This window comes from Flavobacterium sp. WC2421 (genome assembly GCF_040822115.1).
GTDB lineage: Bacteria > Bacteroidota > Bacteroidia > Flavobacteriales > Flavobacteriaceae > Flavobacterium.
This window is the reverse complement of sequence record NZ_CP162004.1, coordinates 2,499,544-2,513,096: the sequence shown is the minus strand read 5'-3', so window position 1 is coordinate 2,513,096 and position 13,553 is coordinate 2,499,544. Positions and strand designations below refer to the sequence as shown.

Here is a 13,553-nt window from a genome sequence, read left to right as displayed (position 1 = left end):
ATAAATGACTTTAGAACAAAAAATAGGGCAATTCTTTTTTCCTGCCGTTTTCATCAATGACACCGAAGAAAACATTCAGGCAATGGAACAACTCATTACAAAGTACAACATTGGTGGATTGACTTTTTTTCATAGTAGAGCCAGTGCAGCAACCAACTATGAAACGAAGAAAAAAATTGTTTTTAATGACGATAGTTACCAACGTTTAAAAGACTTAATTGTTCGTTACCAAAAATGCGCTCCTACGCCACTTTTAATGAGTATTGATGCCGAATGGGGACTAGCCATGCGTGTAGAGAAAACTCCACAATATCCTTATGCTATAACTTTAGGAGCTTTACCGGAAAGTGAATCACACTTGGTTTATGAAGTAGGAAAACAAATTGGATTGGATTTAAAATCAGTAGGAATTCATTATAATCTAGCACCTTTAGCGGACATCAATAACAACCCAAATAATCCCGTAATTGGCTACCGTTCTTTTGGTGAAAACAAAGAAAAAGTAGCTCATTTTGCTCTTGAATACCTGCGTGGAATGAATGATGTAGGTGTACTAGGTTGCCTTAAACATTTCCCCGGTCATGGAAATACTAATGTAGATTCGCACTTGGGATTACCCGTTTTAAAGGAAAGTTTAGATGAATTATTGGAAAATGAACTATATCCTTTCATTAAAGGAATTGAAAACCAAGTAGACTCAATCATGATTGGTCATTTGGCGATGCCTGCTTTGAATGATGGAAAAGATACTTCGGCCACTTTATCGAAAAACATAATCGAGGAACTTTTACGAAAGCGTTTAGGATATGATGGCTTAGTGATTTCGGATGCCTTGAACATGCACTCTGTTTCAAAATTGTACGACAAAAAAGGTCAACTGGAATGGGAAGCCTTTAATGCTGGAAATGATGTATTGTGTTTTGCCGAAAATGTTCCCGAAGGAATTCAAGAAATCCTAAAAAATGCTAGTCCAGAACGCATTGAAGCCAGTTATAACCGACTGATGCAATGCAAAGAAAAAGTGGGAATATTAAATTCAAATTCTGAAATTAATACCACTTTAGATTTTGAAACTGCTGCAGTTTTAAATCGAAAAATAGCACAATATAGCATTACAAAAATCAAAGACAGCAACAATACCGAAATTGTTTTGGATGCATCCAAAAAAGGAAAATTAGCTAAAATCAGTCTTTATAGACCTATCGACAATGTCTTTTTTAAGACTTTAAGTACTTCTATTCCTTCATCAGAATTTGCGATAGAAATAGGCACAGAAGAAGCGCTATTAGCATTAGAAAAAAAACTAAGTGATTACGATACTTTACTTATTGCATTATTTGTTCCAAAAGCAAAACCGATGAATAATTTTGATATTGATAAGGCCGTTTTGGAATTTTTAGAAAAAATATTCATGTCCAAAAAATGCATATTATATGTCTTTGGAAACCCGTATTCAATGCAAGTAATTCAAAATATATCTTCAGCGATTGGACTTGTGCAAGTCTACCAAGATTTTAAAGAATTTCAAGAAAGCGCAGCAATACAATTAATAGAGAATCTAGACTGTAAAGGAACTCTACCAGTGCATATTGAAGGAATTTAGTTTGATTTTTAGAATCAAATAAAATCTGCTTTTTTACAATGAATTATTAGAATAAAATTGAATTAAAATCATCCGTATTAAAACAAAATCAATGTTGTTTTTTGATTATTAAAAAACAACATTGATATCCTCAAAACCATGTTATCCACAAAAAGTGAAGTTAGGTTAATGCCTCTTTTTTTATCTATATTGCAAACTCAAACACTATAGAATGGATACAAAAATCATTAGAAACAAAGAATTATCAATAACAGAAGCCTTAATTCCAGTTCTTGCTCTTATCTTACTTTTGGGTTATAATGTATCGGTTTATGGTGACGAAGCCTTAAGCGGAAGCAATCAATTTGTTTTATTATTAGGTGCTGCCGTTGCTGCTATTGTTGGTTTTTTCAATAAAGTGACCTATCAAAAAATGATGGAGGAAGTTGCCGAGAATATTAAATCTACGGTAGGTGCTATCCTCATATTACTTATGGTTGGTGCATTGGCAGGAACATGGCTCGTGAGTGGTATTATCCCCTCTATGATTTATTATGGTTTACAAATATTAAGTCCTGCTATCTTTTTACCTGCTACTTTAATTATTTGTTCCATTATATCTATTGCCACAGGAAGTTCTTGGACCACCAGTGCCACTGTGGGTATTGCTTTAATAGGCGTGGGTGGTGCCTTAGGTTTTGATTTAGGAATGGTGGCTGGTGCAGTAATTTCAGGAGCTTATTTTGGAGACAAGCTTTCCCCCATGTCAGATACAACTAACCTTGCCCCTGCAATGGCTGGAACCGATTTGTTTACTCACATTCGATACATGACATTAACTACTATTCCAACTTACATTATCACCTTAATTCTATTCATTATTTTAGGACTAACTGTTGATATTAAAGGAGATGTAAATATTGCTAGCCTATTAAATGATATTGAAAGTACTTTTACCGTATCGGCATGGTTATTTTTAGTTCCTGCTATTGTTATTGGACTAATCATTAAAAAAACAGAGCCGTTAATTGCGCTTTTGGCAGGAACATTATTGGCCGCAGTCTTTGCAATTATCTTTCAACCACATATTTTAAATCAAATTGCGGGTGTGGAAGCTATGACATTTAAATCAGCATACAAAGCTGTGATGGATGCCATTACTGGCAAAATAATTATCCCTACGGAGAATAAAACTTTGGCTGATTTATTTACCTCAGGTGGCATGCAAAAAATGTTAGGAACCATCTGGTTGATTCTTTGTGCTATGGTTTTTGGCGGAATCATGGATGCAATTGGCGCTTTGGCCAGAATTAGTCAGACCTTATTGAAATTAGCACATACAACGTTTGGACTTTTTGCCTCCACTGTAGGAAGTTGTTTGGCACTGAACATCACTGCTTCCGATCAATATTTAGCTATTGTAGTTCCTGGAAAAATGTTTGCGAAAGCGTATAAAAATAAAGGTTTAGCACCCGAAAATTTAAGTAGAACACTAGAAGATTCTGGTACTGTTACATCCGTATTAATCCCGTGGAATACTTGCGGTGCCTATCAATCAGGAACATTAGGTGTTTCAACGTTTGATTATTTACCGTATGCTTTCTTTAATATTCTAAGCCCTTTTATGACCTTAATTTTTGCCGCTTTCAATATTAAAATTAGACAATTAGCAACTGATAAAAAAAATTAGTAAAAAAACACTTTAACTATTTTAATATAAAAAACACTAAAACCATGACTAACTATTAGTTATGGTTTTTTGGTTTATATTAATAATCAAAAACTATTACTATATAAAAATTTATAATTGAAATTGATTACTCATAACCTCTGTTATTCCCTACTTTTGCACCATCAAAAAATTAATAATAAAAATAGAATTATGTCATTAGTAGGAAAAAAATTCCCAAGTATTGCAGTTGATGCTATCTCAGAAATGGGAGACAACATGAAAATCAACATTTTCGAAGAAGCTACAAAAAACAACAAAAAAGTATTATTATTTTGGTACCCAAAAGACTTTACTTTTGTTTGCCCAACAGAACTACACGCTTTTCAAGCGGCTTTGCCTGAATTTGAAAAAAGAAATACAATTGTAATTGGTGCTTCATGTGATACAAACGAAGTACACTTTGCTTGGTTAAATACTCCAAAAAACAACGGTGGAATTGAAGGTGTTACTTACCCAATTCTTGCAGATACTAACAGAAACTTATCTAACATCTTAGGTATCCTTGATATTGATTCAACTGAATATAGTGAAGAAACTGATTCAGTTATGATCGAAGGATCTAATGTTACTTTTAGAGCGACGTACTTAATTGACGAAACTGGGAAAATTTTCCACGAAAGTGTTAACGATATGCCATTAGGTCGTAACGTAAACGAATACTTACGTATGGTTGATGCCTATACTCATATTCAAGAAAAAGGTGAAGTTTGCCCTGCAAACTGGGAAGCTGGTAAAGAAGCAATGAGTGCTGACAGAAAAAGTACTGCTGAATACTTAAGCTTAAACTAATTTCTTAGGAGTTACAAAGTCTCAAAGTTGCAAAGCTCTTGAGTAGCTGAGTTACAAAGTTTCTAAAACTTTGAGACTTTGTAACTATTCAACTTTCAGACTCAATAAAAACCTTTGCAACTTTGCATCTCTGCAACTTTGAACCTAAAAAAAAACATATGTTAATCGATTTAACCGAAGATACTTTAGCTGATTTAGTAAACCAAAACAATAAAGTTGTTGTGCAATTTTCGGCTTCATGGTGTGGTAATTGCCGAATCATGAAACCAAAATTTAAAAAATTAGCGACTGAAAATGAAGCAATCACTTTTGTACTAGTAGATGCCGAAAATTCACCAGAATCAAGAAAACTAGCTAACGTGAGTAACTTACCAACTTTTGCAACTTTTGTTGACGGTAAACTGGTAAATGAAACGCAAACAAATAAACAAGAAGTACTAATTGAATTAGTGAATGAAATTGTTTAATTTTTTTGTTTAAATTTTATCGCTTCCTAATTTTGTCAACCTGTTTACTATTAACAATGACAATTTCCAAACAAGCTAAAACTTTAAACTTTTAAAACCTTAAACCTTAAACTAAAAGAAAAAAAATGAAATTACCTGTAATAAAGCATCTCACCCAATTTATAGAAGATAACGATCAAGATTATATCATAGAAACGATTGATGTTCTAGAAGCAATGACAGAGATTCCTTCATTGAAAGACGAAGAATTAGATGTTATAGGAGAACTAATTTCGAATATGTACGGCGCTATTGAAGTACACAAAATGATTAAAAATGGGACTGATAAAAAAGAAGCACTAAACACTTTTATGAAAAGAGTACTAGGTTCTATAGATAAATAAAATCAATTCTTTACAAAATAATCAAAAAAACGCACTTAGAAATAAGTGCGTTTTTTTTGTTTAAAAGATATTGTCCCTAAAAGACATTCGGGTACAACAGTTTGCAATTGTTCTAAAATCTTAGCGCTTAAAACCTAATTCTTAAATAATTTTCATACTTTTGAACCTTAACAAAAAACAAAAAAAATGGCTTCAATTACATTAGGAGGAAATCCAATACATACATCAGGTGAATTACCAAAAGTAGGAACTAAATTAGCTGATTTCAAATTAATACAAAACGACCTTTCAGTAGCTTCATTAGGTAGTTTTGCTGGAAAAAAATTAGTCTTTAATATTTTCCCTAGTATAGATACAGGAACTTGTGCAACATCTGTTAGAAAATTTAACGAAAGTGCAGCAAAATTAGACAACACAGCTGTTTTATGTATTTCAAGAGATTTACCATTTGCTCAAAAACGTTTTTGTGGAGCTGAAGGAATTGAAAATGTTGTTAACTTATCTGACTTTCAAGCAGGAGATTTTGGTAAAGCAAATGGTTTAGAAATTGTTGACGGTCCATTGGCTGGTTTACACTCTAGAGCACTTATAGTAACGGATGCTGATGGAACTATCCTTCATACAGAACAAGTTGGCGAAATTGCTGATGAACCAAATTACGAAGCTGCATTAGCAGTACTATAATAAGAAATTAATGGAGTTTCAAAAAGACAATACTTTCTTTACGGGAAGATTAAAAAGCGTTACTTATGCTTTCAAAGGAGCAGTAAAATTAATTAGTACGGAACACAGTATAATGGTTCAATTTTCCCTTGGAATCTTGTTGACTGTTGCTGGTTTTTACTTTGGTATTTCATCAACAGAATGGCTTTTTCAAACTATGGCCATCGGTTTAGTAATGAGCATTGAAGGATTAAATACTGCTGTAGAAAAAATAGCAGATTTTATTCATCCTAATTATCATGAAAGAATTGGTTTCATAAAAGACATTGCTGCTGGTGCTGTATTTTTTGCAGCTATTACAGCAATAATAATCGGTTTAATCATATACATGCCTCGATTTCTATAGGCATAAGACAACCCAGAATGGCAAAAACAACAAAAAAAGAACCTGTAGACAAGAAGAGTAATCCAAAAACTAAAGTTGGAAAATCATGGGAATTAACGAAACAACACAAAATTGTTTTGGGGAGTTTACTTATATTATTTTCTATAGCTTTACTAGTTGCTTTTATTTCCTTTTACCTCCATGGACAAGAAGATCAAAGTGCCGTTTCTCAACTGACAGATCGCTCTGAAGTTGTCCAAAATTGGTTAGGAAAATTTGGTGCTTATTTAGCTGATTTTATTGTTTATAGAGGTTTTGGTTTGGCTTCCTTCCTATTTGTCCGTTTGTTTTTCTTAACAGGTATTTATTTAATTGTAGGTATCTCAGCTAGAAAATTGAAAGGAATTTGGTTTTGGGATTTATTTGCCCTTATCATTGTTTCTATATTATTTGGTTTTTTTGCCACATCATTACCTGAACTGGGAGGAACAGTAGGGTACGAATTGAATTTATTTTTACAAGATTATATTGGAAAAACAGGAACCCTACTTACTTTACTTTTTGGGCTGATTATTTATGTGATTTTTAAAATTAAATTATCGCCTGAAAAAATCATGTCCTTTTTTGAAAATACCAAAAAAGAAATAAAAACGGATTTAAACACAGCTCCAACAACTAAAGGTGAAAGTGCTTACAACCTAGAAGAGTTTGCCGTTGCTGAAGAAAATGGATTAGAAAATATCGAATTAAAACCAAAAGCATCCCAATTCGAAATTAATAAAGAAGCATTGAAACCAACCATTTCACATTCTTCCGAAATCAATTTGGACCCTGTTTTGAAACCAAATCCAGTACAACCCAAACCTATTGAAGAAATACCTTTAGATACCTTTGTTGTTGAAACAGCACCAGAGGAAGATCTTATCGAAGAAAATCTAGCTTCAAGATTGGTTTCTGACTTTGGACTATTTGATCCTACTTTGGATTTATCCAATTACAAATACCCAACAATCGATTTATTAAAAGAATATTCAACTGGAGGAATCACAATCAACCAGGAAGAATTAGAAGAAAATAAAAACCGAATTGTAGATACGTTACGCAATTACAAAATTGAGATTGCACAAATCAAAGCAACTGTTGGTCCATCGGTAACTTTGTATGAAATTGTTCCGGAAGCAGGAATCAGAATTTCAAAAATCAAGAATCTAGAAGACGATATTGCCTTATCACTATCGGCATTAGGGATTCGTATCATTGCTCCTATTCCTGGAAAAGGAACGATTGGTATTGAAGTGCCTAATAAGAATCCTACCATGGTTTCCATGAAAAGTGTAATTGGTTCAGCCAAGTTTCAGGAAGCTGAAATGGAGCTACCTATTGCATTGGGAAAAACAATTTCGAATGAAACCTTTGTGGTCGATTTAGCAAAAATGCCTCACTTACTGATGGCTGGTGCTACAGGACAAGGAAAATCTGTCGGTTTAAATGCTGTTCTTACTTCTTTATTGTACAAGAAACATCCTGCGGAAGTTAAATTTGTTTTGGTAGATCCTAAAAAAGTAGAGCTGACTCTTTTTAATAAAATTGAAAGACACTATCTAGCCAAACTTCCAGATAGCGAAGACGCCATTCTTACTGACAACGCTAAAGTAGTCAATACTTTGAACTCTCTTTGTGTGGAAATGGACAACCGTTATTCACTGTTGAAAGATGCAATGGTGAGAAACATTAAAGAATACAACGATAAGTTTAAGGCTAGAAAACTAAATCCTGAAAATGGACATCGCTTTTTACCATACATTATATTAGTAGTGGATGAGTTTGCCGATTTGATAATGACTGCAGGAAAAGAAGTAGAAGTTCCCATTGCCCGTTTGGCTCAATTGGCACGTGCTATTGGAATCCATTTAATTATTGCCACTCAAAGACCGTCAGTAAATGTAATTACAGGTTTGATAAAAGCCAACTTTCCTGCTAGAATCGCTTTTCGAGTAACATCGAAGATAGATTCAAGAACAATTTTGGACACACAAGGAGCAGATCAATTGATTGGACGTGGAGACATGCTTTACACCAATGGGAATGATGTGGTCCGTGTACAGTGTGCTTTTATTGATACACCTGAAGTAGAAAAAATAACTGATTTTATAGGTTCACAAAAGGCATATGCTACCGCTTATTTACTTCCTGAGTTTGTGGGAGAGGAAAGTGGCATTAATCTTGATATGGATATATCCGATAGAGATACTTTGTTTAGAGAAGCGGCCGAAATCATTGTGAATGCACAACAAGGCTCAGCATCATTGTTACAAAGAAAACTAAAATTGGGTTACAACAGAGCCGGCCGATTAATTGATCAACTTGAGGCAGCTGGAATTGTAGGACCCTTTGAAGGAAGTAAAGCACGTAGTGTTAACATTCTAGACATGAGTTCTCTTGATCAATTTTTTAACAATGAACAAAACAATTAAAATTATGAAAACATTTATTCAAATTGCATTTATATTTCTTTTTAGCTTTTCGATACAAGCACAAGACAAAAAGGCAAAAGACCTTTTAGATCAAGTGACTGCAAAAGTAAAAAGTTATGATAATATTGTAATTGATTTTAAATATTCTTTAAATAACGCAAAAGAAAATATCAATCAAGACAGTAAAGGAAATGTAACGATGAAAAACAACCAATATGTATTGAATTTCATGGGAATTACCAAGATTTTTGATGGAAGAAAAACGTATACTATTGTTCCTGAAGATGAAGAAATTACTATTTCAAATGTAAATGAAAAAGACGATAGTGCCATTACTCCTTCAAAAATGCTTACTTTTTTCAATAGTGGCTACAGGTATTCAATGGATGCATTGCAAGATGTAAGAGGACGAAAAATTCAATATATCAAATTGATTCCTACCAATTCAAGAGATCAAAGAAAAGAAATCCTATTGGGAATTGATGTGCAAACAAAACACATCTATAATTTGATTGAAATGGGTAAAAAAGGAACAAAAACTACTTTAACCGTTAATTCTTTTAAAACCAACCAACCTTTGTCAAAAAATCAATTTATCTTTGCCGAAAGTAAATATCCAAATTACTACATCAATAAATTAGATTAAATTATTAGGTGAAAATTCTTGACAAATACTTATTAAAAACATTCTTGATTACATTTGCTACGGTATTTGTAATCTTGTTTTTTATATTCATACTGCAAACAGTTTGGCTATTCATAGCGGAACTAGCTGGTAAGGATTTGGATTTTGCATTAGTTATAAAATTTCTTTTATTCTCGATGCCTCGAATCATACCGTTGGTATTACCCTTATCTATTTTGCTAGCGTCTATCATGAGTTTCGGAAACCTAGCCGAAAATTATGAATTTGCTGCAATGAAATCTTCAGGGATTTCACTACAAAGAGCCATGAGAGGCTTGACTATTTTTATTTTGTTACTCAGTGTGGTTGCCTTCTTTTTTGCTAATAATGTGATTCCGTATGCCGAATATAAATTCATAAACTTTAGAAAAAACATTGCACAAGTAAAACCTGCAATGGCAATTACTGAAGGCCAGTTTAGCGATGTTGGTTTTTACAACATTAAGGTAAATAAAAAATCAGGGAAAGACGGAAATACTTTAACGGGAATTACTATTCATAAAAAATCAAATATTGGTGATGGTAGCAAAACCGTAATCAAGGCAAGAGATGGTGAACTGATTAGTAGCGAAAAATCCAGTATTCTACAACTGGTACTCAACAACGGAAATTATTATGAAGATCTGATTCCTAAAAAATATGAAGATCGAAACAAATTACCATTTGCGAAAAGCTCTTTTAAAAAATACACCATCAATATTGATTTATCACAATTGAACAAGGTTAACGTTGACGAAAACAATATCGCCAACACAAATACGATGTTGACTTTAAGTGAGTTAAACTATACTTTGGATTCTTTGAAAAAAAATTATAAAACGGAGATTATTTCTTATTCTGAAAATATAAATCTAAGAACTGGAATATCAAGTAATAACATTTATAATGATAAAGCGGAGCCAAAAAGCAAAAAAATACCTGATAACATTTTGTCCTTGTATACCAATGAACAAAAATCAGAAATTTTAAAAATTGCAAGCAGCAATGTCGTTAGCACCAATTATTCAATTGATGCTACCAAAGTAAATTTGGAAAACAAACAAAAAAACATCAACAATCACGTGCTGGCATTCTATGATAAGTTTGTAATTGCATACGCCTGTTTGATGATGTTTTTTATAGGTGCTCCACTAGGTGCCATCATCAGAAAAGGGGGACTTGGACTTCCAATCATCTTTGCTGTATTAATATTCATATCCTTTCACTTTATAAATACTTTTGGAAAAAGAATAGCCCAAGAAAACGGAATGTCTCCTTTTATGGGAGCCTGGATGTCGTCCTTTATTCTTACCCCATTAGCCATATTATTAACCTATAGGGCCACAAATGATATTGGATTAATAAACATGGATGTGATATTATCCCCCATTCAAAAAATATTTAAAAAATTATTTCCCTCTAAAAAATAAAAACCAATCATGGTCAAAAATAAAATACACCTCAATACAATTGAAGAAGCAATTGAAGATATCCGTCAAGGAAAAATAATCATTGTTGTTGATGATGAAGACAGAGAAAATGAAGGTGATTTCTTGGCTGCTGCCGAAAAGGTAACTCCAGAAATGATCAACTTTATGGCTACACATGGACGTGGATTAATATGCGCTCCATTAACCGAAAGTCGTTGTAAAGAATTAGGATTGCATGTAATGGTTACCAATAATACGGATCCAATGGAAACGGCCTTTACTGTTTCAGTAGATTTAAGAGGAAACGGCGTAACTACAGGAATATCTGCTGCAGATAGAGCCAAAACCGTTTTATCACTTATCGATTCTAATACAAAACCACATGATTTAGCAAGACCCGGTCATATATTCCCTTTAATTGCAAAACAAGGTGGTGTACTAAGACGAACTGGTCATACTGAAGCTGCAATTGATTTTGCTAGACTAGCCGGATTTAAATCGGCTGGAGTTATCGTAGAGATCATGAATGAAGATGGTACAATGGCAAGATTACCACAATTAGTAAAAGTGGCGAAAAAATTTGATTTGAAATTAGTTTCTATTGAGGCACTTGTTGCATACAGAATGCAACATGACAGTTTGATTGTGAAAAAAGATGATTTTGATATCCAAACCCGTTTTGGAACTTTCCGTCTACGCGCTTACGAACAAACTACCAACAAACAAATTCATATTGCTTTGACAAAAGGGAATTGGAATTTAGGCGAGGCTGTTTTAACAAGAATCAATTCGTCTCAAGTAAATAATGACTTATTAGGCACTTTGACTAATAATGCAGACCAACAATTGGATGATATGTTTAAAGTCATTAACGAGCAAGGAAAAGGCGCTGTAATCTTTATTAATCAGGATATGCAATCGGTAAATTTATTAAATCGTTTGGCTGAGTTAAAAACATTACAAGCAACAGGAGAAATAAAAGCACCAAAAATTAAGATTGACAGCAAAGATTTTGGTATTGGAGCACAAATTCTTCACGATATAGACATTTCTAAGATTCGTTTGGTCTCTAATACCGAGCAAGGAAAACGTGTTGGAATGATTGGTTACGGTCTTGAAATAACAGAATACGTCAGCTATTAGTGTTTATTTGTTTTATTTCTGAAAAATAATTTTTCTCTAAATCAAAGGAAATGAAACAATTAAAAAATACTTTCAAAAACAACTAAAATTTTTATCAAAATTGTTTTTGTAAACCGAAAAGAGTGCTTATATTTGCACTCGCAATCAGCAAATGATAGCACAGACTGGAGAAATGGCAGAGCGGTCGAATGCGGCAGTCTTGAAAACTGTTGACTGTAACAGGTCCGGGGGTTCGAATCCCTCTTTCTCCGCCAGTAGAAATACTAAACGAAGCAAACCCTTCTAAATCTTATGATTTAGAAGGGTTTTTTCATTTACGGCAAATCAAATTATTCATTAAATCTCAAAACTTAGGTGTCTTTTGAGGTGTCACTGAAATTATATTTCTCAAGTGACACCTATCTCAAAAGTTACCAGTTCAACAGTTGTTCAAATACCTTTTCACTATTTGAACATCTTGTTTGGAAGTAGTACAAAGTTTAAATTTAATAATAACTAAAAGGTCACCAACCATGAACACAGCCGTATCCGTTCTCTTTTATATAAAGAGATCAAAAGTCAATAATGATGGCATCTGCCCTATTTATGTACGTGTCACAGTACAATCTAAACGATTTGAATTTAGTAGCAACAAATTTGTTAATCCTGAGAAATGGTCAAATGAAGGATCTAAAGTGAAAGGAAACAATGAAGAGACTCGTTCAATAAACAGTCACCTTGAATATTTAAAATCTAAAATTTTAGAAGCTGAGAAAAAATTATACAAAAAGGATATTATTATAACTTCTGAAAATCTAAAGAATGAAATTTTTGATCTCCACGACAACCAACGAATGCTTATCCCCATTTTCAAGGATCACAACAACAAAATCAAAGAATTGGTTGGTAAAGAATATGCACCAGGAACATTAGAGCGCTATACCACCTCTCTAAAGCATACTCTCGAATTTCTCAAATGGAAATACAACATATCCGATATCGAAATCACTAAAATAGATCATGCCTTCATTACAGATTATGAATTCTATCTAAGAAGCGTTCGCAATTGCGCCAATAACACTGCCGTAAAATACATCAAGAACTTCAGCAAAATAATCAAGATCTGTTTGGCCAATCATTGGATAGAAAGAAATCCATTTGCTAACTACAAAGTGAAAGTTAAAGAAGTAGAAAGAGTCTATCTATCCGAAGACGAAATCCAAAATATACTCAACAAAGATTTCAAAACGGAACGATTATCGCTAGTGCGCGATATCTTCCTTTTCAGCTGTTTTACAGGCTTAGCCTACATTGATGTCAAAAACCTAACAAAGTCGCACATAAGCCTTGGAATCGACGGAGAGAAATGGATATTCACTCACCGTCAGAAAACCGAATCGGCTTCAAAAATTCCAATCCTTCCAATAACACAAATGATTATTGATAAATATGAGGACCATCCGGAATGCAATAACCAAAACAAACTACTTCCTATTTTGAGCAATCAAAAAATGAATGCGTATTTAAAAGAAATAGCGGGTGTTTGTGAAATCGAAAAAGAATTAACCTTCCACATTGCCAGACATACTTTTGCAACGACTGTAACACTCACAAATGGTGTTCCCATTGAAAGCGTGAGCAAAATGTTAGGACACAAAAATATCAGAACTACACAGCACTATGCTAAGATATTGGATAAAAAAGTGAGTGAAGATATGATGATTTTAAGGAACAAAATGTTAAACTGCAACAATGATAAAATTATCAAAAATGCTAATTAAAATTTCTACTTGAATTTGACAAAATAGATAGTTCAAATCAGTAATTTGTAATACATTTATCTTAGTTTGTGAATTTTTTCA

At 33.2% G+C, this 13,553-nt stretch carries 12 protein-coding genes and 1 tRNA gene; all 13 read left to right on the top strand.

Annotation, left to right across the window (positions count from 1 at the left end):
- The first annotated feature begins 4 nt into the window (after positions 1-4).
- The 13 genes from AB3G33_RS10780 (at position 5) to AB3G33_RS10720 (ending at position 13,472) form a co-directional block, all read left to right on the top strand.
- Positions 5-1,603 (top strand): glycoside hydrolase family 3 protein, encoded by a 1,599-nt coding sequence (locus AB3G33_RS10780; RefSeq protein WP_367769220.1) that lies wholly within the window; start codon positions 5-7, stop codon positions 1,601-1,603.
- A gap of 211 nt (positions 1,604-1,814) precedes the next feature.
- Positions 1,815-3,272: a Na+/H+ antiporter NhaC gene (gene nhaC / locus AB3G33_RS10775; protein ID WP_367769217.1), complete on the top strand. Its 1,458-nt coding sequence runs from the start codon at positions 1,815-1,817 to the stop codon at positions 3,270-3,272.
- A 192-nt stretch (positions 3,273-3,464) separates the two neighbouring features.
- A complete protein-coding gene (locus AB3G33_RS10770; RefSeq protein WP_367752531.1) occupies positions 3,465-4,103 on the top strand; it encodes a peroxiredoxin in 639 nt (212 codons plus the stop codon).
- Between the two features lie 158 nt (positions 4,104-4,261).
- Entirely contained in the window at positions 4,262-4,570 is a 309-nt protein-coding gene (locus tag AB3G33_RS10765) for a thioredoxin family protein (RefSeq protein ID WP_367769214.1), read from the top strand.
- A gap of 125 nt (positions 4,571-4,695) precedes the next feature.
- Positions 4,696-4,953, top strand: a complete 258-nt coding sequence (locus AB3G33_RS10760; RefSeq protein ID WP_367752527.1) for a hypothetical protein — start codon at positions 4,696-4,698, stop codon at positions 4,951-4,953.
- 186 nt (positions 4,954-5,139) lie between these two features.
- Complete coding sequence (tpx, locus tag AB3G33_RS10755) at positions 5,140-5,637, top strand: thiol peroxidase (RefSeq protein ID WP_367769211.1); 498 nt, start codon at positions 5,140-5,142, stop codon at positions 5,635-5,637.
- Between the two features lie 10 nt (positions 5,638-5,647).
- Positions 5,648-6,022: a diacylglycerol kinase family protein gene (locus AB3G33_RS10750; protein ID WP_367769209.1), complete on the top strand. Its 375-nt coding sequence runs from the start codon at positions 5,648-5,650 to the stop codon at positions 6,020-6,022.
- Between the two features lie 17 nt (positions 6,023-6,039).
- A complete protein-coding gene (locus tag AB3G33_RS10745) occupies positions 6,040-8,475 on the top strand; it encodes a DNA translocase FtsK (RefSeq protein ID WP_367769206.1) in 2,436 nt (811 codons plus the stop codon).
- A gap of 4 nt (positions 8,476-8,479) precedes the next feature.
- Positions 8,480-9,121 carry an outer membrane lipoprotein carrier protein LolA gene (locus AB3G33_RS10740; RefSeq protein ID WP_367752519.1) on the top strand — a complete coding sequence of 214 codons (642 nt, stop codon included), beginning with the start codon at positions 8,480-8,482 and terminating at the stop codon, positions 9,119-9,121.
- An 8-nt stretch (positions 9,122-9,129) separates the two neighbouring features.
- Complete coding sequence (locus tag AB3G33_RS10735; protein WP_367769203.1) at positions 9,130-10,569, top strand: LptF/LptG family permease; 1,440 nt, start codon at positions 9,130-9,132, stop codon at positions 10,567-10,569.
- 9 nt (positions 10,570-10,578) lie between these two features.
- On the top strand, positions 10,579-11,712 hold the full coding sequence (gene ribB, locus AB3G33_RS10730; RefSeq protein WP_367769201.1) for a 3,4-dihydroxy-2-butanone-4-phosphate synthase: 1,134 nt from the start codon (positions 10,579-10,581) through the stop codon (positions 11,710-11,712).
- Positions 11,713-11,878: 166 nt separating this feature from the next.
- Positions 11,879-11,966: transfer RNA gene (locus AB3G33_RS10725), tRNA-Ser, on the top strand.
- 258 nt (positions 11,967-12,224) lie between these two features.
- Positions 12,225-13,472, top strand: a complete 1,248-nt coding sequence (locus AB3G33_RS10720; protein WP_367769199.1) for a site-specific integrase — start codon at positions 12,225-12,227, stop codon at positions 13,470-13,472.
- The last annotated feature ends 81 nt before the right edge of the window (positions 13,473-13,553 follow it).

What these genes read in the sequence shown, in the direction of transcription:
- AB3G33_RS10780 (WP_367769220.1), top strand. Translation starts at nt 5, where the DNA reads ATGACTTTAGAACAAAAAATAGGGCAATTCTTTTTTCCTGCCGTTTTC.
- nhaC (WP_367769217.1), top strand. Translation starts at nt 1,815, where the DNA reads ATGGATACAAAAATCATTAGAAACAAAGAATTATCAATAACAGAAGCC.
- AB3G33_RS10770 (WP_367752531.1), top strand. Translation starts at nt 3,465, where the DNA reads ATGTCATTAGTAGGAAAAAAATTCCCAAGTATTGCAGTTGATGCTATC.
- AB3G33_RS10765 (WP_367769214.1), top strand. Translation starts at nt 4,262, where the DNA reads ATGTTAATCGATTTAACCGAAGATACTTTAGCTGATTTAGTAAACCAA.
- AB3G33_RS10760 (WP_367752527.1), top strand. Translation starts at nt 4,696, where the DNA reads ATGAAATTACCTGTAATAAAGCATCTCACCCAATTTATAGAAGATAAC.
- tpx (WP_367769211.1), top strand. Translation starts at nt 5,140, where the DNA reads ATGGCTTCAATTACATTAGGAGGAAATCCAATACATACATCAGGTGAA.
- AB3G33_RS10750 (WP_367769209.1), top strand. Translation starts at nt 5,648, where the DNA reads ATGGAGTTTCAAAAAGACAATACTTTCTTTACGGGAAGATTAAAAAGC.
- AB3G33_RS10745 (WP_367769206.1), top strand. Translation starts at nt 6,040, where the DNA reads ATGGCAAAAACAACAAAAAAAGAACCTGTAGACAAGAAGAGTAATCCA.
- AB3G33_RS10740 (WP_367752519.1), top strand. Translation starts at nt 8,480, where the DNA reads ATGAAAACATTTATTCAAATTGCATTTATATTTCTTTTTAGCTTTTCG.
- ribB (WP_367769201.1), top strand. Translation starts at nt 10,579, where the DNA reads ATGGTCAAAAATAAAATACACCTCAATACAATTGAAGAAGCAATTGAA.
- AB3G33_RS10720 (WP_367769199.1), top strand. Translation starts at nt 12,225, where the DNA reads ATGAACACAGCCGTATCCGTTCTCTTTTATATAAAGAGATCAAAAGTC.